The organism is Burkholderia sp. LAS2, assembly GCF_018417615.1.
GTDB classification, from domain to species: Bacteria; Pseudomonadota; Gammaproteobacteria; order Burkholderiales; family Burkholderiaceae; genus Burkholderia; species Burkholderia sola.
The window spans coordinates 652,867-672,681 of the sequence record NZ_CP071052.1 but is presented as its reverse complement, the minus strand read 5'-3'; the positions used below and the strand labels follow the sequence as shown (position 1 = coordinate 672,681).

At 68.3% G+C, this 19,815-nt stretch carries 13 protein-coding genes, 1 tRNA gene and 1 pseudogene; 9 read left to right on the top strand and 6 right to left on the bottom strand.

The genetic code is table 11. From position 1 onward, the window contains the following. Positions 1–184: 184 nt before the first annotated feature. The 3 genes from JYG37_RS03090 to JYG37_RS03080 form a co-directional block, all read right to left on the bottom strand. Entirely contained in the window at positions 185–2,671 is a 2,487-nt protein-coding gene (locus tag JYG37_RS03090; protein WP_213345880.1) for a tetratricopeptide repeat protein, read from the bottom strand. After that, positions 2,668–4,866 (bottom strand): O-linked N-acetylglucosamine transferase family protein, encoded by a 2,199-nt coding sequence (locus tag JYG37_RS03085; RefSeq protein ID WP_050015959.1) that lies wholly within the window; start codon positions 4,864–4,866, stop codon positions 2,668–2,670. The genes JYG37_RS03090 and JYG37_RS03085 overlap by 4 nt, the downstream gene beginning before the upstream one ends. A 241-nt stretch (positions 4,867–5,107) precedes the next feature. Next, positions 5,108–6,895, bottom strand: coding sequence for an O-linked N-acetylglucosamine transferase, SPINDLY family protein (locus tag JYG37_RS03080; protein ID WP_089488040.1), 1,788 nt, complete (start codon positions 6,893–6,895; stop codon positions 5,108–5,110). Between JYG37_RS03080 and JYG37_RS03075 the strand changes: the two genes are divergently transcribed. The 7 genes from JYG37_RS03075 (at position 6,894) to JYG37_RS03045 (ending at position 15,432) form a co-directional block, all read left to right on the top strand. Beyond that, positions 6,894–7,157 carry a hypothetical protein gene (locus tag JYG37_RS03075; RefSeq protein WP_060733872.1) on the top strand — a complete coding sequence of 88 codons (264 nt, stop codon included), beginning with the start codon at positions 6,894–6,896 and terminating at the stop codon, positions 7,155–7,157. The genes JYG37_RS03080 and JYG37_RS03075 overlap by 2 nt on opposite strands. A gap of 144 nt (positions 7,158–7,301) precedes the next feature. Then, a complete protein-coding gene (locus tag JYG37_RS03070) occupies positions 7,302–8,087 on the top strand; it encodes a class I SAM-dependent methyltransferase (RefSeq protein ID WP_014722216.1) in 786 nt (261 codons plus the stop codon). Next, a complete protein-coding gene (locus JYG37_RS03065; RefSeq protein WP_213345879.1) occupies positions 8,084–9,469 on the top strand; it encodes an NAD(P)/FAD-dependent oxidoreductase in 1,386 nt (461 codons plus the stop codon). The genes JYG37_RS03070 and JYG37_RS03065 overlap by 4 nt, the downstream gene beginning before the upstream one ends. Next, on the top strand, positions 9,466–10,188 hold the full coding sequence (locus tag JYG37_RS03060; RefSeq protein ID WP_089488038.1) for a WbqC family protein: 723 nt from the start codon (positions 9,466–9,468) through the stop codon (positions 10,186–10,188). The genes JYG37_RS03065 and JYG37_RS03060 overlap by 4 nt, the downstream gene beginning before the upstream one ends. Before the next feature lie 10 nt (positions 10,189–10,198). Next, on the top strand, positions 10,199–10,846 hold the full coding sequence (locus JYG37_RS03055; RefSeq protein ID WP_050015944.1) for a class I SAM-dependent methyltransferase: 648 nt from the start codon (positions 10,199–10,201) through the stop codon (positions 10,844–10,846). A gap of 57 nt (positions 10,847–10,903) precedes the next feature. Then, positions 10,904–12,061: a dTDP-4-amino-4,6-dideoxygalactose transaminase gene (gene rffA, locus JYG37_RS03050; RefSeq protein WP_050015942.1), complete on the top strand. Its 1,158-nt coding sequence runs from the start codon at positions 10,904–10,906 to the stop codon at positions 12,059–12,061. Between the two features lie 2 nt (positions 12,062–12,063). Further along, positions 12,064–15,432 carry a glycosyltransferase family protein gene (locus JYG37_RS03045; protein WP_213345878.1) on the top strand — a complete coding sequence of 1,123 codons (3,369 nt, stop codon included), beginning with the start codon at positions 12,064–12,066 and terminating at the stop codon, positions 15,430–15,432. Positions 15,433–15,502: 70 nt separating this feature from the next. Here the strand turns inward: JYG37_RS03045 and JYG37_RS03040 are convergent, their stop codons facing one another. Both JYG37_RS03040 and JYG37_RS03035 read right to left on the bottom strand, forming a co-directional pair. Further along, complete coding sequence (locus JYG37_RS03040) at positions 15,503–17,011, bottom strand: TIGR04222 domain-containing membrane protein (RefSeq protein ID WP_213345877.1); 1,509 nt, start codon at positions 17,009–17,011, stop codon at positions 15,503–15,505. A 270-nt stretch (positions 17,012–17,281) separates the two neighbouring features. After that, the gene (locus JYG37_RS03035) at positions 17,282–17,767 is read right to left on the bottom strand and encodes a ricin-type beta-trefoil lectin domain protein (protein WP_050015937.1); all 486 of its coding nucleotides are present in this window, start codon (positions 17,765–17,767) and stop codon (positions 17,282–17,284) included. A 442-nt stretch (positions 17,768–18,209) separates the two neighbouring features. Here JYG37_RS03035 and JYG37_RS03030 point away from each other — a divergent pair. After that, a pseudogene (locus JYG37_RS03030) lies at positions 18,210–18,437 on the top strand (tyrosine-type recombinase/integrase); the annotation flags it as partial. Positions 18,438–18,491: 54 nt separating this feature from the next. On the opposite strand, the gene JYG37_RS03025 reads toward JYG37_RS03030, so the two are convergent. Then, positions 18,492–18,567 (bottom strand) — tRNA-Arg (locus tag JYG37_RS03025). Between the two features lie 251 nt (positions 18,568–18,818). Between JYG37_RS03025 and JYG37_RS03020 the strand changes: the two genes are divergently transcribed. Beyond that, positions 18,819–19,706: a c-type cytochrome gene (locus JYG37_RS03020; protein WP_089488035.1), complete on the top strand. Its 888-nt coding sequence runs from the start codon at positions 18,819–18,821 to the stop codon at positions 19,704–19,706. Positions 19,707–19,815 lie beyond the last annotated feature (109 nt).

Here is a 19,815-nt window from a genome sequence, read left to right as displayed (position 1 = left end):
GGTCCGTTGTCGCCGTACCGTCGAGCCGCTTCAATGCGGCTTTTTTTTCGCCTGCAGGCGGGAACGCGAGCCTGATCGCACCGGCTACGCCCGCGTCGCCCGCTCGACGGCCGCGTCGATCATCTCGGGCGGCCGGCCCGACGATGCGCGAGCGCGGCTTCCTGCCGTGGCGCGATCCCGTTCGTCACGCGTCCCGGGGCGCCGTCTCGCCGGCCGCGTAGCGGGTCCACATGCCATGCAGTGCGTCCTCGAGGTTGCGTGCAAAGCGCGACGCATCGCACAGCGGCGACGCCAGCGCCCGCTCGCGCAGCGTTGCACGCAGCGTCGCCAGCCCGTCGCGGTCGCGCGCGAACGCGACGGCCTTCGCGAGATACGCATCCTCGTCTTCCGCGATCCATTCGCCCATGCCCGCCGCGTGCAGCAGGCTCTCGCAAATATGCGTGACGAACCGGCTGCCCTTCATCCCGAGCACCGGCACGCCCATCCACAGCGCTTCGGCCGTGGTCGTGCCGCCCGGGTACGGGAACGGGCTCAGCGCGATGTCGATGCGGTTATACGCGGCGAAGTACTCCGCACGCGGCGAACCGCCTTCGAGAATCAGCCGATCCGCGCCGATGCCGTGCCGCGCGAAGCGGTCGAGCGTCGCCCGGTTCACGTCGCCGGCGCCGAGCTCATGGGCCTTCAGCAGCAGGCGTGCGTCCGGCAGGGCGTGCAGGATGCGCGACCACAGCGCGACGACCTCGTCGCTGATCTTGATCAGCTTGCCGAAGCAGCCGAACGTGACGCCGCCATGAGCCGCCATCGGCAGCGGGCCGACCGCGACATCGTACGGCGGCGGCGTGAAGCACAGGTAGCTGTCCGGCAGCCGCCACGGCCGCTCGGTGAAGTGATGCGCCTCGTCGGCCGGCAGCGTATGCGCATCGCCGATGAAATAGTCGATCGCGCGGCAACCGGTCGTCGCGAAGAAACCGAGCCAGCTCGCCTGCACCGGCGCGGGCTTGTGCCCGAAGATCGGCAGGCCGCTCCAGTTGGTGTGGCCTGCCATATCGATCAGGATGTCGATGCCGTCGTCGCGAATCAGTTGCGCGGCCTCCTCGCGGCCCAGGCTGACCACCTTCTTCCAGCTCGCGAAGTTCGGCCTGAGCCGCGCGGTCACGTCGTCCTCGCCGACGAAGGTCACATAGGCATGCGGCTCGATGCGCGACCGGTCGATCCGCGCGAGCACGCTTTCAAGGAAGATGCCGACCGGGTGCTGCCGCAGGTCGCCCGACACGAAGCCGACGCGCAGCGGCCGCCCCTGCGCCTGCGCGACGCGCTGCGCGCGGTCGTGCTCGAACGGGTGCGCGTCGCGCTCGAGATGCTCGCCGTAGCGACGCGCTTCAGCGACCCACTCCTGCGGCTCGAACGCGGGTGAGCTCGACATGTTGAACAGCATCCGCGAGTACGCGCGATGCAGGTCGTGCCGGATCGCCGAGCGGAACGCATCCAGCGCGCCGGCGAGATCCCCTTTCGCCCACAGGATGTCGCCGAGCGTCATCTGGACCTTCAGCGGATCGATGCCGAGCGCCCTCGCGATCTCGGTGTGCTTCATCGCCTCGTCGAGCTTCTCGAGCCGAAACAGCGCGGCGGCGAGGTTGTGATGCGCGTCGGCATCGTCCGGGTTCAGGTCGATCGCATGCCGGTGGCTCAACTCCGCGGCGGCCAGCAAGTTGAGGTTGTGATACGCGAAGCCCAGGAAGTTGTATGCGTCGGCCAGTTCGGGATCGAGCTCGATCGCACGCCGGCACACCTGCACCGCCTGCCCGTATTCGCCCTGCTGGTTGCGCAAATCGCCGAGCCACGCCCATGCCTGTGCATGCGCGGGGTCGATCGCGACCGCCTGCTCGAGCAGTTCGAGCGCCTTGTCGAAATCGCCGATGCGCTGCAGCAACCTTGCCAGCACGCAGTGCGCGTCTGCGTCGCCCGGATCGAGCCCCTCGCGCGCATGGTCGATCGCGCCGTGCAGATCGCCGGCCGCGCGCAGCGTCGCGCTCAGCCCCCGGTGCGCGACACGGAAGCCCGGTTGCAGCGCGATGGCGCGACGATAGGCATCCGCGGCAGCGTCGAATTTCTCCTGCGCATGCAGCGCGTTGCCGAGATTGCAGTACGCATCCGCGTACTGCGGCTGGTGCGCGACGGCCTTGGCGTAGCTCGCGGCCGCCGCTTCGTGCTCGCCCAGGTCCTGCAGCGCGTTGCCGAGATTGTTGTACGCCTCCGCATAACCGGGGCGCAGCTCGATCGCGCGCGCGCAGCTCTGCATCGCGGCCGCCGGCTCGCGTGCGTCGCGCAACGCGTTGCCGAGGTTGTTGTGCGCCTCCGGATAGTCCGGTCGCAGCCCCACCGCGCGCCGGTAGTGCACGATCGCGTCGTCGAGCCGGCCGCTTTCGCGCAGCATGTTGCCCAGGTTGTTGAAGTACGACGCATCCGGCCGCTCGACGAGCGATTGCTCCATCAGCGCGAGCCCCGCGTCGTACTGCTTCAGCTGGCACGCGAGCAGCCCGAGGAAATGCAGTGCATCCGGCTGGCCCGGCTGCGCAGTGAGGATCGCGTCGTACAGTGTCTTCGCTTCCGCGAGACGCCCCGCCTGATGATGCGCCAGCGCGGACTGCAGCGTGTCGTGGATATCGTTCATGCTTCCTGCTCCGAGTTCGTATAGCGTTGCCACATGGCGAGGAACGCCGCTTCGAGATGCGCCGCGAACCGGCGCGCGTCGCACAACGGCGACGCGAGCAGCTGCGCACGCAGGCTCGCGCGCAGCGCCGCGAGGCGCTCGCGATCGTGCACCGCCGCGATCGCCTTCGCGACATAGCTGTCCTCGCCGTCAGCGACCCATTCGCCCATGCCCGCCGCGTGCAGCACGCTTTCGCAGATGTGCGTGACAAAGCGCCCGCCCTTCATGCCGAGCACCGGCACACCCATCCACAGCGCTTCGGCCGTGGTCGTGCCGCCCGGGTACGGGAACGGGCTCAGCGCGACGTCGATGCGGTTATATGCGCCGAAGTATTCCGCGCGCGGCGAACCGCCCTCGAGGATCAGCCGGTCCGCGTCGATGCCATGCCGCGCGAAGCGCGCGGCGGTCGCGTCGCGCACGCCCTCGCGACCGAGTTCGTGCGCCTTGAGCAGCAACCGCGCGTTCGGCAGCGCATGCAGGATGCGCGACCACGCGCGCACGACGTCGTCGCCGATCTTCACGAGCTGGCCGAAGCAACCTAACGTCGGATGGCCGCTCGCCGCCATCGGCAGCGGGCCGACGTCGACGTCGCAGGCCGGCGGCGTGAAGCACAGGAAGCTGTCCGGCAGCCGCCACGGCTTCTCGACGAAGTGATGCGCTTCGGCGTCCGGCAGCGTGTAGCGGTCGCCGATGAAGTAGTCGATCGCGTCGCAGCCGGTCGACGCGAAGAAACCGAGCCAGCTCGCCTGCACCGGCGCGGGTTTCCAGCCGAACACGGGGAGTCCGCTCGATTGCGTATGGCCCGCGAGGTCGACGAGGACGTCGATTTCGTCGTCGTGAATCATCCGCGCGGCCAGGTCAGGACCCAGCGCGGCGATCGAGCGCCAGCCGTTCGCGTGCGGCTTCAGTTTCGCGGTGATCGCGTCCTCCTCGTCCGTGGTCACGTACACGCGCAGGTCGATGCGCGTGCGCTCGAGGTGCGCGAGCACGCTTTCCAGGAAGATCCCGACCGGGTGCAGGCGCAGGTCGCCGGACACGAAGCCGACGCGCAGTGGCCGCCCCTGCGCGCGCGCGGCCCGCTCGCGCGGATCGTGCGCATGGCGCGTCGAACGCGCGGCCAGGTGCCGGCCGTAGCGCCGCGCGTCGGCCAGGTAGTCGGCGGGGTTCACGCAAGCGGACGCCGCCGCGCTGAACAGCAGCCGGTTCAGCACGGTCGCCGCCACGTCGTCGGCGTCGTCGCGCACCAGCGCGAGCGCGTCGCGATAGGCCTGGACCGCGGCATCGACGTTGCCCTGCGCGCGCAGGATGTCGCCGAGATTGACGTGCATCAACACGGCCGGCGGACCGGCCTGCAACGCCTGCCGGCAATACACGAGCGCCTCGTCGAGCCGCTGCAGCTTCAACAGCACGACGGACAGGTTGTGGCACGCGCCGGCGTCCGCCGGATTGAGCGTGACGGCCGTGCGATGGCACGCTTGCGCATCCTCGAGCCGGTTCAGTCCGTGATACGCGTTGCCCGCGTGGTTATGTGCTTCAGCGAGGTTCGGCGCGAGCCGGATCGCGTCCTGCGCATGCGCGAGCGCTTCCGCGCAGCGCAGTTGCTTGTGACGCACGGCGCTCAGGTTCGCGTGGGCCATCGCCATCGACGCATCCAGCTCGATCGCGCGGCCGTAATGCGTGGCGGCGCCATCGAGGTCGCCCAGATCCTGCAGCGCATTGCCGAGGTTGTTGTACGCCTGCGCATAACCGGGGCGCAGCTCGATCGCGCGCGCGCAGCTCTGCATCGCGGCCGCCGGCTCGCGTGCGTCGCGCAATGCGTTGCCGAGGTTGTTGTGCGCCTCCGGATAGTCCGGCCGCAGCGCCACCGCGCGCCGATAGTGCGCAATCGCGTCGTCGAGCCGGCCGCTTTCGCGCAGCATGTTGCCCAGGTTGTTGAAGTAAGACGCGTCCGGCCGCTCGACGAGCGATTGCTCCATCAGCGCGAGCCCCGCGTCGTACTGCTTCAGCTGGCACGCGAGCAGCCCGAGGAAATGCAGCGCATCCGGCTGGCCCGGCTGCGCGGTGAGGATCGCGTCGTACAGCGTCTTCGCTTCCGCGAGACGCCCCGCCTGATGATGCGCGAGCGCCGCCTGCAATGCCTGTCCTGTTCCGTCCATCTCGTCTGCTTTGCTCATTAGGAATGCGGATCGCGTCCGAAGCCGATCCGCCTGCCGCCGTGTCCGATCATCACGGCCGACGCCGCCATCCCATCGCGTGCCATCCCGACGACGGTGTCGCGCACGCGCCACCGGTCGGAATGACGATCACGTCGGCCGGCGCGGTGTTCGGCGCGAGGGCCGCCATGTTCCGCTTGCCGCCACCATGGAAATGCCCACGCACGTCAAGTCGTAGGCGGCCTCACACGGATGCGACCGGCGCGGCTTCGACGTGCTGCGCCCACATGCCGTGCAGTGCGTCCTCGAAGTGGCGCGCGAAGCGGGGCGCATCGCACAGCGGCGACGCGAGCACCTGCGCGCGCAGCGTCGTGCGCAGCGCCGCCAGCTCGGCCGGCTGGCCAACCTGCGCGACGGCCTTCGCGACATACGCGGCGTCGTCGTCCGCGATCCACTCGGGCAGCCGCGCCGAATGCAGCAGGCTCTCGGCGATGTGCGACAGGAAGCGCTCGCCGCGCCGGCACAGCACGGGCACGCCCATCCACAGCGCTTCGGCGGTCGTCGTGCCGCCCGGATACGGGAACGGGCTCAGCATCAGGTCGACACGCCGGTACGCGGCCAGGTATTCGGCGCGCGGCGAGCGGCCTTCGAGGATCAGGCGCTGCGCGCCGATGCCGTGCGCCGCGAAGCGCGCGGCAAGCGCCTGCTGCTCGCGCGGATCGTCGAGATGCTCGGCCTTCACGAACAGCTTCGCGCCCGCGACCGATTGCAGCACGCGCGACCAGACCGCGACGACATGATCGGTAATCTTCGCGAGCTTGCCGAAATAGCCGAAGGTCGGATGGCCGTTCGCGAGCATCGGCAGCGCGCCGACGTCGACAGGCTCGGCCGGCGGCGTGAAGCACAGATAGCTGTCCGGCAGGTGCCACGGCCGCTCGGTGAAATGCGCGGCCTCGGCGGGCGGCAGCACGTGACGGTCGCCGATCACGTAGTCGATCGCGCCCACGCCGGTGCTCGCGAAATAACCGGGCCAGCTCGCCTGCAGCGGCGCCGGCTTCCACGCGAACAGCGGCAGGCGGTTGTAGACCGTGTGGCCCGTCGCGTCGAGCAGCACGTCGATGCGGTCCGCGCGGACACGCGCAGCCGCCGCTTCGTCGCTCAGGCCGGCGATGCTGGTCCATGTCGAGAAGGCCGGCTTGATGCGGGCGGTCACGTCGTCCTCGACGTCGCGCGTCGGGTACGCATGCATCTCGATCCGGTTCGCGTCGAGATGCTTCAGCATGCTCTCGATGAAATAGCCGACCGGATGCGACTTCAGGTCGCCCGACACGATGCCGACCTTCAGCGGCCGCCCGACCCGGGGAGCCAGGTCGACGAGCCAGTCCGTCCACGGCGTCGCGCACCGCGTGACGAGTTCGTCGTAGCGCGCGGCCTCGGCGAGATAGGCGTCGTGGTCGAACGCTTCGCTGAAGTGGCTCGCGAACAGCAGGTTGCTGCGCGGCTCCGGCAGTTCGGGGCGCAGCGCGACCGCGTGCCGGTAAGCCTCGAGCGCGGCCGGAATCTCGTTCAGGTCGAACAGCGCATTCGCAACGTTGTTGTAGGCCTGGCCGTTGTCCGGCTTCAGCGCAATGGCCTGGCAGAACGCATCGACGGCCGCGCGCGCGTCGCCGGCGAGCCGCAGCGCGTTGCCGAGGTTGTTGTACGCATCGACGTAGTCGGGTCGCAGCTCTATGGCGAGACGGAAGCACTCGGCGGCGGCGGCGTGACGGTTGTCCGCCTGCATCACGTTGCCGAGGTTGTAGTAGTACATCGCGTCCGGCCGGATCTCGATCGCCGCCATGATCAGGTCGGATGCCTCCTGATAGCGCCCGTACTGATGGCCGATCAGGCCGAGGAGGTGAAGCGCGTCCGCGTGCCGGGGATCGGTGTCGAGGATCTGCCGGTACAGCGTCTCGGCCTCTTCCAGCCGGTCGGCCTGATGGTGCGCCAGCGCCTGTTCGATCGTGGCGGCGGCGGGGGAGGTGGGCATCATGAGCTTTGTCGTCCTGGTAGCCAATACGGGATTCGAATCGCGGCCGGCGCCGCTGCGTCGGCACACGCCTTCGCCCGCGGACGCACGCACCGACGGTCTCCGACGTGTCCGAATTCTCCACGCGCTCGCCGCGTTCCAATTTGGCGAGCAGGTGCTGGAATTGGTCGCTATTCCCGCGACTGCACGCCGCCCCCTCGGGCGCCCCGAATTCGCGCCGGACACGCGCGCATCCATCGAAATGCGGGGTGAAACCACCCGCTAATCCGACATTCGATCCTGGCGGCGCTCGCTAGACTTGATCGTAGAAAGATGTCCGACCTGCGACGCTCGGACGGTTGCGCATTCCGATGCCACCGTGCCGACACGCGCTCGTCCGGTCACACCCTTTGCGCCTGGAGCCCTGTGTATGCACGAATCAGCGATCATCACCAACGCAGATGGCGATCAGCTCGCGGCGCGCCGCGAACTGTTCGACCTGATGCAGACCTACCCCGCGACGCGCGAGGAACTGGAACGGTCGCTCGGCCTGTTCGTGCGCGGCTCGCTCCTCGCACGCATTCTCGCGACCTTCGAGATTTATCAAAAAATCGTGCCGCTGCCGGGCGCGATCCTCGATCTCGGCACGTGGCGCGGGCAGACCGCCGTGCTGTGCGAGAACTTCCGCGCGATTCTCGAGCCGCTGAACTTCCAGCGCCGGATCCACGCATTTGATACGTTCACGGGCTACACGGGCTTCGCCGAGCACGACACCCGCGACCGCAAGCTGTTCTCCGACGGCACGTACTCGCTGTCCGGCGAGTACGCCGACCTGCTGCGCAAGCTGCTGAACCTGCACGAGCGCAGCAACGCGATGGGACACGTGCATGACAAGCACCACGTGTGGGAAGGCGACTGCCGCGATACGCTGGCGGCGTTCGACGAAGCGCATCCCGGCGAGATGGTCGCGCTCGCGTGGTTCGACCTGAACGTGATCGAGCCGACCCGGCACGCGTTCGACGCGGTGATGGAGCGGCTGGTGCCCGGCGGCGTCGTCGCGTTCTGGCAGCTCACCCGCGGCGGCCAGCTGCCCGCGGAAGGCGTCCATTACCTGCGCGACCTGCTCGGCAACCGTCCGCACCAGATCCACAAGGCTGCGGCCTATCCGTCGCTCTGCTACCTGTCATTCCCCGAAGGTGGGGGCACACGCAAATGAAAATCGCAATCCTCGGCAACGGCATTCTCGGCCTGATGACGGCCCGAGCATGGCAGCAGGCCGACGCGGGCGTCGAACTCGTGATCGTCGGCCACGCGCATCGGCCCGGCTCGGCCACGCGCGCTGCGGCGGCGATGCTCAATTCGTTCACCGAGCTGGAAGGCGATTCGCTCGGCACGCCGATCGACCGCTTCAAGTTCGAGCTGAGCCGCGGCGCGACGGCGGCCTGGCCCGCCGTATTCGCTGAAATCTGCACGCCGGCGCGCGCGGTCGCGCACGGCTTCGGCACCTTCGTGCTGAACAACGCGGCGACCGACGCGCTCGACGACGAGAACTTCGCGGCCATGCAGCGGTTCTGCCGCGAATTCGAGGAGCCCTGCGAGGCGGTCGATCCGTCAGGCATCCCGAACTATCATCCGGACCCGCGCTATCGCGCGCTGAAGGCGGTCTTCCTGAAGCGCGAAGGCTGGGTCAATCCCAAACAGTTTCTCGACGCGCTGACCGCGTCGGTCGCGCAAGCCGGCAACGTGCGCTTCATCGACGCCGAGGTCGAGCGGCTCGACACCGCGGCCGGACGCGTCACCGGGGCGCGCCTGTCCGATGGCAGCGTGCTCGGCGCGGACCGCTTCATCCTCTGCAACGGCGCCAACGTGACGCGCGTGCTGCAGGCGAGCCTGCCCGAGCTGCCGGTGCAGCGGATGTTCTACGGCATCGGCATGTCGATCGAACTGCAGAGCACGGAGAACGTGCACACGCACTGCGTGCGCACGACCAACCGCGGCCTCGCGTGCGGTGTGTATTCGGCGCCGTACGGGCCCGACCGGACCCTCGTCGGCGCCAGCAACTACATCAGCCCGGTGCCGCACGAGCACGGCCACGCCGGCAGCGCGTACACGCTGCTCAAGTCCGCGATGGACCAGATCAACACCCGCTTCTCGCGCGCGAACCTGGTCAACGTCAACGTCGGCTGGCGGCCGACGACGTCCGACCTGTATCCGCTGTTCGGCGAAACCAGCGTGCGCGGCCTGTGGATTCTCGGCGGCACCAAGCGCGACGGCTTCCACCTGTCGCCGGTGCTGAGCCGCGATCTCGTCGCGGCGATGCGCGGCGAGCCGATCGATCCGCGCTACGCGGAACTCGCGCCCGAACGCCCGCTGATCCGCAACATGACGCGCGAGGCGGCGATCGCGAAGACGGTACGCCATCAGATCAATGCCGCGTACCAGCACGACTTCGTGCCGGCGCGCAACCGCATGGTCGAACAGCTCCGGAACGCGATGCGCGCGGACCTGGAGGCGCTGCACGACAAGCTGGGCGCAACGGACTGGGGCATTCCGCCCGAGCTCGTCGACATGTACCGGTACGGCCACATTCCGGCATGAGCGGTGCGACCATGAACCGCGACGCGAAGCGGGTGGCGATCGTCCAGTCCAACTACATTCCGTGGAAGGGCTACTTCGACCTGATCGCCGCCAGCGACGAGTTCATCCTCTACGATGACGCGCAGTACACGCGCCGCGACTGGCGCAACCGCAACCAGATCAAGACGCCGCAGGGCGTGCAATGGCTGAGCGTGCCGGTGAAGGTGAAGGGCAAGTATCACCAGTCGATCCGCGAAACCGAGATCGACGGCGCCGACTGGGCGCCGCTGCACTGGAAGGCCCTGCAGCAGAACTACGCGCGCGCGCCGCACTTCGCGCGCTATGCGGACGAGCTCGAAGCGCTCTACACCGGTCGCACCTACGGGATGCTGAGCGAGCTGAATGCCGCGATGCTGACGTGGGTCCTGCGGCAACTGGAAATCGGCACGCGCGTGTCGTCGACGTCGGACTATGCGCTCCACGGCGACCGCACCGAGAAGCTGCTGAACCTGTGCGTGCAGGCGGGCGCGTCCGAGTACCTGTCCGGCCCGGCCGCGCGCAGCTACCTCGACGAGAACCTGTTCGCCGATGCCGGCGTCGCGGTGCGCTGGTTCGACTATCCGAGCTATCCCGAGTATCCGCAGCAGTGGGGCGACTTCGTCCACGGCGTGACCGTGCTCGACGTGCTGTTCAACTGCGGTCCCGACGCGCGTCGGTACGCGCTGACCTCGAAAGACTGAGGCGATGTCCATGAGCGAATCCCGGCATGCGAGCCTGCTGGAAGAAGTGGCCGCGTACTACAGCGCGCGGCTGGCCGAGCACGGCGCGACCGCGCGCGGCGTCGACTGGAACGGCGAAACCGGCCAGTTCCTGCGCTTCGAACAACTGACGAAGATCCTGCCCGAGTCCGGCGGCCACTCGGTGAACGATATCGGCTGCGGCTACGGCGCGCTGGTCGATTTCCTGAAGGCGCGTGCGCTGCCGGACGGCTTCGCGTATGCGGGCTACGACATCTCGTCCGACATGGTCGACGCCGCGCGGCAGCGCTATCGCGACGACGCGAACGTCGCGTTTCATGTCGGCGCGGTGCCGCAGGCCGCGTCGGACTACGGGATCGCATCCGGCATCTTCAACGTCAGGCGCGGTCACGGCGACGACGCATGGCTCGACTACATCCACGCAACGCTCGACACGCTGCACGCGACGAGCCGACTGGGCTTCGCGTTCAACTGCCTGACGTCGTATTCCGATCCGCCGTTCATGCGCCCGGACCTCCTGTACTACGCGGACCCGTGCGCGCTGTTCGATCGCTGCAAGCGCCGCTATTCGCGCCACGTCGCGCTGCTGCACGACTACGGCCTGTACGAATTCACGATTCTCGTCCGCAAGGACATCTGAGCGGCGCCGCGCGCGAGTCGCGCGGCCGAACGTCCCCCCTTACTGCGGAGCCTGACCATGTTCGGCCCACCCAATCTCGACGTCATTCCGTTCGGCCGCCCGTTCGTGGTCGGCAAGGAGCTCTACTACATCGCGAAAGCGGTCGAGCAGGGCGGCCTCGCCGGCGACCAGGCGTTCACGAAGCTCTGCCACCGCTGGCTGGAAGCGCGCATCGGCTGCCAGCGCGCGCTGCTCACGCACTCGTGCACGGCCGCGCTCGAGATGGCCGCGATCCTCGCCGACGTGCAGCCCGGCGACGAAGTGATCATGCCGTCCTACACGTTCGTGTCGACCGCCAACGCGTTCGTGCTGCGCGGCGCGACGCCGGTGTTCGTCGACATCCGCCGCGACACGCTGAACCTTGACGAGACGCAGATCGCCGCCGCGATCACCCAGCGCACGCGCGCGATCGTGCCGGTGCACTACGCGGGCGTCGCATGCGACATGGACGTGATCGGGCAGCTCGCGGCGGACCACGACCTGTGGGTGATCGAGGACGCCGCTCAGGCGCTGCAGTCGTCGTGGAACGGCAAGCCGCTCGGCAGCCTCGGCCACCTCGCGTGCCTCAGCTTCCACGAGACCAAGAACGTGATCTCGGGCGAAGGCGGCGCGCTGCTGGTCAACGACCCACGCCTCGTCGAGCGCGCGGAAATCATCCGCGAGAAGGGCACCAACCGCAGTCAGTTCTTCCGCGGGCAGGTGGACAAGTACACATGGGTCGACGTCGGCTCGTCGTTCCTGCCGGGCGAGCTGATCGCGGCGTTCCTGTACGCGCAGTTCGAGCACGCCGACGTGATCACCGCGCAGCGGCGCGCGACCGTGCAGCGCTACCAGGACGCGCTGCGGCCGCTGCACGCGGACGGGCTGATCGAGCTGCCCGCGATTTCGCTCGCCGAGCGCGGCAACGGCCACATGTTCTATTTCCTCGCACGCACCCTCGCCGAACGCACCGAGTTGCTGCAGCAGATCCGCGCGGTGGGCGTGAACGCGGTGTTCCACTACGTGCCGCTGCACAGTTCGCCGGCCGGCCAGCGCTACGGGCGCTGCGGGTCCGGCATGGCGGTGACGGACCTCGTCGCCGACCGGCTCGTCCGGCTGCCGCTTTACCACGACATGACCGAAGCCGAACAGGATCGCATCCTCGACGTGGTCTTCGATTTCTACCGCACCCGATAACGATGACGACTCCCAAACTTGGCCTGGCGCACGGCGGTTCGCGCATTTTTACGCGACTCGGCCACCCGTACTACATCCTCGCGCCGAATTTCCGGCAAACCTCCGGCGGGATCCGCGCGATGCACTACCTGTGCCACGTGCTGAACCTGCTCGGCCACGAAGCGTACGTCTGCACGCCGGTCGTGCATCCTGACCTGCGCACGCCGCCGCTGACCGACGACATCGTGCAAGCGCACGCCCGCGCGAATCGCAGCCCGATCGTCGTCTACCCGGACGTCGTCACCGGCAATCCGTTCAACGCGCGCTGCGTCGTACGCTACCTGCTGGCCGAGCCCGGCCGCATCAACGGCGAACCGATCACCCTGCAGCCGAACGACCTCATCTTCACGTTCGGGCCGTCGCTGGTGCCCGAAGAATGGCAGGCGGACCTGCTGCGCATGCCGCTGGTCGACACGCGCATCTTCAACAGCGACGGTGTCGACGACGCCCGCCGCAACGGCACGGCCGTCTTCATCAATCGCCACCTGCGGCGCGGCGGCACGCTGCATCCGGTCACCGCCGAGTCGATCGAAATCTCGACCCGCGTGCCGGAACGTTCGGCGCACGAACTCGCGGCGCTGTTCCGACAGGTCGAGTGCGTGTACATGTACGAATGGTCCACCGCCGTGTTCGAAGCGCTGCTGTGCGGCTGCCCGGTCGTGTGCATCATGAATGACGCGTCGCTGTCGGAGCCGACCCGGTGGGTGATGGACGGCAAGGGCATCGCGTGGGGGCTCGACGAACACGAGATCGCCCACGCGAAGGCCACCGTTCACGAAGCGCGCAGCGTCTACCTGAAGGAAGAGGAGGCGTTCTGGCAGCAGTTGCAGAACTTCGTCGAGCGGACCCAGGCCCACGCGGACACGCTGGATGCGCAGGCCTTCGCGACGGGCGCCGCCGCCCAGGGACGGCCCGCGTCCGCGCCGCGCTCGTGCATCGCGGTCGTCACCGCCGAGCCGGCCGACCACGCGCGCACCAGCATGCGCTTCGCGCAGCCGTTCGCGCGGCTGGACCGCGAATGGGCGCTGACGTTCCCTGTCACGCCAGCCGGCATCGATCCCGACGCGCTGCAGCGCGCTGACCTGATCGTGCTGCAGGGCGACACGCCGGGCCTGCTGTCTCCCGCCACGCTGGAACACCTGTTTTCGCTCGGCAAGCCGGTCGTCCTCGAGATCGACACGCCGCTCGACACGCTGCTCGCCGACATCCCCGGCGCGGCCGACAACGCGCGCCGCAAGGCGGGCATCCGCAGCGCCGTGCAGCGCGCGCATGCGCTCGTCGTGCCGTCGGAAGCGCTGGCGCGGCAGTACCGTCATGTCAACGCATCGGTCCACGTGCTGCCGACCGGCGTCGATCTCGAGCGTCTGCACCGCGCGGCGCCCGGCGTGCGCGACCACGTGAACCTCGCGGTTTCCGGCACCGGTCTCGACGACGTGCGTCTCGAGCAGGTCCGCCAGGCGCTGGTCGAGCTCCGCCGCCGGTTTCCGGGGAAGCTCCGGGTATCGTTCGTCGGTGCGGCGCTGCCGGCCGGCTGGGACCGCGAACCGGACGTCACGCTGATCGCGGAGCCTGCCCCTTACGACAGCTACGCCGACGCGCTGAAGCGCGCGGACCTCGACATCGCGCTGGTCGCGGCGCCGGTCAAATTGCACGACGACGCGCCGCCGCGCGCATGGCTCGAATGCTCGGCGGCCGGCGCGGCCACGGTGCTCGTCGCCACGCCGGCGGAAGGCTGCCCGGTTGTCCACGGCCGCACGGGCTGGCTCGTCGCCGACACCGCCGACGCGTGGGTCGACGCGATCGCGCACCTGATCGAGCATCCGCAAACCCGCGCGCAACTCGCCGCGGCCGCGCAGGATGCGATCCGTGCGCAGCACGACATCGGCCGCAACGCCGCGCGCCACGGCGTGCTGTACGCGCGGCTGCTCGCGGAGAACCGGACGCTGGCGCCCGTCGCCGCGACGGCGGACGCCGCACCGCGCCGCAAGCGCCTGATCGTGTACTCGATCGATCCGGACGCGTGCGCGTCATCGCGAATTCGCCTCACGCTGCCGTTCGGTCTGCTGAACGACGAATGGGAACTCGTCCCGGGCATCCGGGACGGCCAGATCGACAGCAGCGTGCTGGCCACGGCCGACGCCATCCTGCTGCACCGGCTGACGCCCGGCATGCTGACGGGCAACGACCTGTACACGATCTTCAAGCATGAAAAGCCGGTGATCTACGAGACCGACGACCTGCTGACCGACCTGCCGGCCGCGCATCCGCTCGCCACGCAAGGCGGGATGGCCCGCGCGGGGATCGAGCTCGTGCTGCGCAACGCGGACGCCGTGATCGTATCCACGCCGTTCATCGCCAGCCGCTACCGGCTGTCGCACCCGCGCGTTCACGTGCTGCCCGACAGCGTGGACTTCGACCGGTTCTACCGCCCCGTGACGGCGCGCGGCGACGACTGCGTGACGATCGGCATCGCCGGCGCGTCGCTGCGCGCCGACAACTTCGCGCTGGTCGACGCGGCGCTGCACGCGATCTGCGCACGCCATCCCGGCAAGGTCAAGGTGAGTTTCGTCGGCGCGGACGTCCCGCCGGGCTGGGCCGGCCACCCGGCCGCCGGGTGCGAGCCCGAGCTTCACGACTACGACGCGCACGCACGACGCCTGCCGGAACGGCGCTGGGACGTCGCGCTGCTGCCGCTCGCCGACCACGACTACAACGCCGGCACGAGCACGATCCAGTGGCAGGAATACGCGGCGGCCGGCATCGCGTCGATCGTCAGCGACCGGCCAGCCTATCGCCTCGCGCTGCACGACGGCTGCGACGGCCTGCTGGTCCCGGACGAACCGCAGGCCTGGGTCGACGCGCTCGATCGGCTGATCGCGAACCCGGCGCTGCGCCGCGGGCTCGCGCGCACGGCGCAGGCGAAGGTCCGCAAGCATCACGCGCTGCAGCAGGCGCTGCCGCGCTATCGCCATGTGTATCAGCAGTGCATCGACAAAGGCGCGGTCGGCAACCCGCCCGGCCGGCCGGATGCGCCGATCGCCGGCGCGCTGATCCTGGACGCCGAGGGCGACCTCGACAAGGTCCGGCTGAGCCTGCAGGAAATCGCAAGGCGGCCGGAGCAGGATCTGCTGGCGGTCGTGGTGACCTCGTCGCAGGCGCCGTTGCCCGAATGGACCGACAAGGTGCGCTATCTGCACGCGCCCGAGCACGAGTACACGGCCACCGTCGAGCAAGTCTGCGCACTGCCGGCGTTCGACTGGACGCTGATCGTCGAGGCGGGGGACGGGCGCGCTGCGCAGGCACGAACGCCTGCGGATGCCGCGATCGCGTAGTTCGACGCGCGCCGTGCCGCTTGCCTGACGCTGGCGACCCGGCGCGCTGTTCCGGCAGCGCGCCCTGTGCTCAGCTGCTTGAACAGCCGCCGCAACTGCTTGAGCTGCATGAGCTCGACGAACTGCAGCTCGACGACGAGTCACTCGAACTGTAGGACGAATCGGTCGATCCGCCCGCCCGCGCGGCGGTCGGCGTCAACGGCGGCGGCTCCATCAGCACCATCGAATACGCGGCCCATGCGGTGCCGGTCAGCGCGCCCGCGCCGAACAGCGCGGCGGTCCACAGCAACGCGTCCGGCCGGTCGTGTTCGTCGCTGCGCACAATCCGTCGGGCGACGAGCGACGCCTGCCCGCCGACCGTCAGGCCGGGCCGCCCGAACCCGGTCAGCCGCCCCACGACGATGCGGTATGCAATCGCGAACGCCGCCATGCAGATCACGAGTAACAAGACCGGCCGTCCGCGACTCAGCCCGACCACCAGTTTCGCCGCGCCCGTGCCGAGCACCCCCAGCGCGATCGCGCGGGCCATGCGCGCCGTCCGCATGTCGCCCGGCGCCCAGAAACAGCCACGCGCGCGCAACGATTTCGCCTGCTCGGCAGCGCGACGCGCCAGCAACTGACGGAACGCGCCGAAGCTGGCCTCCCCCTCAGGCTGCCCGGCCAGCCATTCACATTCGTCCCCGTATTCGCCCGCCCGTGTCGCATCGACGAGCCGCACGCGCCCGCCCAGTCGCCCGGCCATCGCCAGCTCGATCGCGCCGGCGTGAACGAGCGACAGCGTCGCGACCTGCACGACCCGCGACTCGTCGCCGGCGAGGTACGCTGCCTGCTCGACCGTCAGGTCCGACGAGAATGCGCGCCTGCGCCGGCACCGGTATTCGATCTGTTGCGCAAGCCCGATCAACAGCAGCGCGGCCACGCAGGCCGGGATGTAGAACGCGAGAAACTGCGGCCCCGTGTAGTTCAGCACGTCGAAGTCTTGCGCCGATGCGCAGGTCGCGGCGACGCTCGCGGCGGCCGCCGGCCACGCGAGTTTCGGCAGCCGGTTGCGCCACGTGCTCTGCGTCGGCGCGAGGGCCGGCTCGTCTGCCTGCGGCGGCACCGCTTCGGCCGGCCGGTCAACGGGGCGCGGCCAGATCGATTCCGGCGGCTCATAGCCGAACAGCCGGCGGTAGCTGTCGAGCGTGTCGCGATAGCGCTGCGCGTACACCGCGCCCTCGTCCGGCGCGCCCGTGGCGGGCATGTGATGCAGTCGCGCACGCAGCACGCCGGCGCAGAAGACGTCCCAGTATTCGAGCGTGTACTGCAGGTGGAAATGCCACGCGGCATCGACCGCGACCGACGGCGTGACCGGGTGCCCGGCCGCCTGCGCGAGAAACGCGAAACGCTTGTACTCCTCGATCACGGCCAGCGCGTGCGCATGCGACCAGCCTTCGGCTTCGGCAAGGCGGCGGCTGTATGGCAGCGGCGCGTGCGGATCGTCGGGAGAATAGGTGTTCAGACGCGCGAGCAGCGCCTGCTGCGCATCGGTCAGCGCGCAGGCAGCGACTGCGGTCGGGGTGGACGGAATGGCAGCCATCGGAGTCGGCGCGATGCGCGGACGGCCGCCGCGATCGACGCTTGGAGTTGTCGTTGCGGGCGATTCTCGCACAATGGAAAGGCGGGGGAATAGCGGGGGAAATGACGGCGCGATACCGTGCGGTGACGCTATGCCTGGACGACTTCAGGAAAACGGATCGGGGAATTCGACGCCTGGATTCACTCACATCGAAGGGGCCCAAGAGCCCCTTCGATGTGATGCGATGGCAATGTCGGCCGGAACGGCGACGACCGCGGCCCGAAAAATCAATTACGCGTATTGGGGCGCTTTGGCGGCTAACGCATCCAGCACCTTGGTGACTCTCCAGTGCTGCGCCTGAGTCCCGTTATAGGCAAACGCCCAAATGACGTTGTTGCCTTGCAAACTGTCGAAGTGGTCGTCGATCACGAGATTCGGATTTGCCACCGACGTGATATATCCCGGGCGCATAGTCAGGCTCCACCGCTGAGATACCGCACCGGTAAATTTACGCACGACGAGCGGTGTCTCGGCAGCAACCTTTCCGTCCTTAAAATCGATCGCCAATTGCTCCGCTGGAGAATCAGGACTGGTGAAATCGAGAATGAAGAACCCTGGGCTGGCACGAAAATGCCACACGTTTAGTACATCCTGTTCGGTCAGATAGCGTAGTGCCAACGGCGAGTTGGGACCTACAAAGCCGCCCTGGCCAGAATCGGGCACAACGCCGATGCAGCGGCTCCGATCCGCGGCGAATTCAATGATCACGTCACTCATGATATTTTCCTTAAGATAATTGAGAAAATAATCGGCCTCGTCCTTCTTAAAATCCCCTTGAATTGCAAGGCCAGAGCGCCCCGCGATCCAGAGGTATCGGCAAGCTACCCTTATCGGTTCTCACCTGGATATAAAATAGACAAATGGCCTCTCGAGCTCAATTACACTTGATTACACAGGGACGAAAATCGAGATCGATTGAATATTCGATGCCGACGAGTTTGGACTACATGTTGCGACCGGTGACTTGCCTGTTGTTCTTCAGCAAATGCCCGTCTGCTGCCCGCCGCAGGACGCACGCTCGCCGCAGTCGGTCGGCCGGCGAGAACCGTCCGTTCCTCATCACCGACGTGCAGGCCGCAATCGGCCGCGCCGGCACGAAGGGCACGCTCGCGCGTTCGCTCGACGCGATCGCGGCGCAGACGCGACCGAAACCTGGCGAAAGACGTCGAAGCGTGCACGTATCAGTGACTTCCGCCGGCACAACCTGCGCGGCACCTGGGCAAGCTGGCACGTGCGACGCGGCACGCCGCTGCAAGTGCTGAAGGGACCGGGCGGATGGGAGACGATGGAAATGGTGCAGCGGTACGCCCACCTGTCAGCCGATCATCTGGCGCACAGCGTCGCGCCGCTCACGGCCGAGCCCGCGCCGATTCCGGCTGCAATCTAGCTGCAACGGTACTGCACGACGAAGGAAGGAAACCGCTGAGAGCCTGACTAGACTTGGCGCGCCCGGCTGGGATCGAACCAGCAACCCCTGCCTTCGGAGGGCAGTACTCTATCCATTGAGCTACGGGCGCGTGAGACAGTGAAGCGACCCCATATACAGGCCGCCCACGATTGGCAAGACGGCAAGGATACCCGGTTTCCCAAGACGCGTCCACCTCGCCCGCCGAATCGCCGCCGGACGGCCCTGCGTGCGGGTAAACACGCGCCATCGCGCCGCTCGCCGTGATGTAAACGTTCCGTCTATAATCGTCCGTGCTTCATTGGACTGCCATTTTGCCGTTGCACCGCGCTCACAATTCCTATTCATGGAGACGAGGCAAGCATGAGCGAAGCACCCCACGAATCTCCCGTCAAAACCCCCGGGCAGCTGATTGCCGTCATCATCGCGTCGTTCGCGATTCCGATCGTCCTGATCGTCCTGTTCGCCAATTACGCGAACCATGCATTCCGTTCCGGCGCCGGCACCGACGCGCTATCCGACCAGCAGGTCGCCGCCCGTATCGCGCCGATCGCGAAGGTCGACGTGAAGGACGCCAACGCGCCCCGCACGTACAAGACCGGCGAGGAAGTCTACAAGGCCGTCTGCGTGACCTGCCACGGCACCGGCGCCGCCGGCGCGCCGAAATTCGGCAACAAGGACGACTGGGCGCCGCGCATCTCGCAAGGCTTCGACACGCTGCTGAAGACGGCCCTCGCGGGCAAGGGTGCGATGCCGGCGCGCGGCGGCACGAGCCCCGACGACGTCAGCGACTATGAAATCGCCCGCGCGATCGTCTACATGGCCAACAACGACGGCGCGAACTTCCCCGAACCGGCCGCGCCGGCCGCCAACGCCGCGCAGCCCGCCAGCGGCGCCCCCGCGTCGGGCGCCGACGCATCGAACGCGCAGGCCGCCGCGGCCATGGCCGCGATCGCCGCGATCCCGAAGGCCGGCGAAAAGCCCGCGGCCGCCCCGGCGGGCGCCGATGCAGCAATGGCCGGCAAGGCGCTGTACGCGTCGACCTGCCAGGCCTGCCATGCAGCCGGCGTGCTCGGCGCACCGAAGTTCGGCAACAAGGCAGACTGGGCGCCGCGCCTGAAGGAATCGATGGATACGGTCTACAACTACGCGCTGCACGGCAAGGGCGCGATGCCGCCGAAGGGTGGGTCGAACGCGTCGGATGCCGACGTGAAGGCGGCCGTCGACTACATGGTCAACGCGGCGAAGTAACGCGCCCGTACGGCCATCCGTAAAAAACCCCCGCGACGCCTTTGCATCGCGGGGGTTTCGTTTTGGTGTCGCCGGTTCATCGCGCCGTGACTAAGGCAGCGCCGCACCC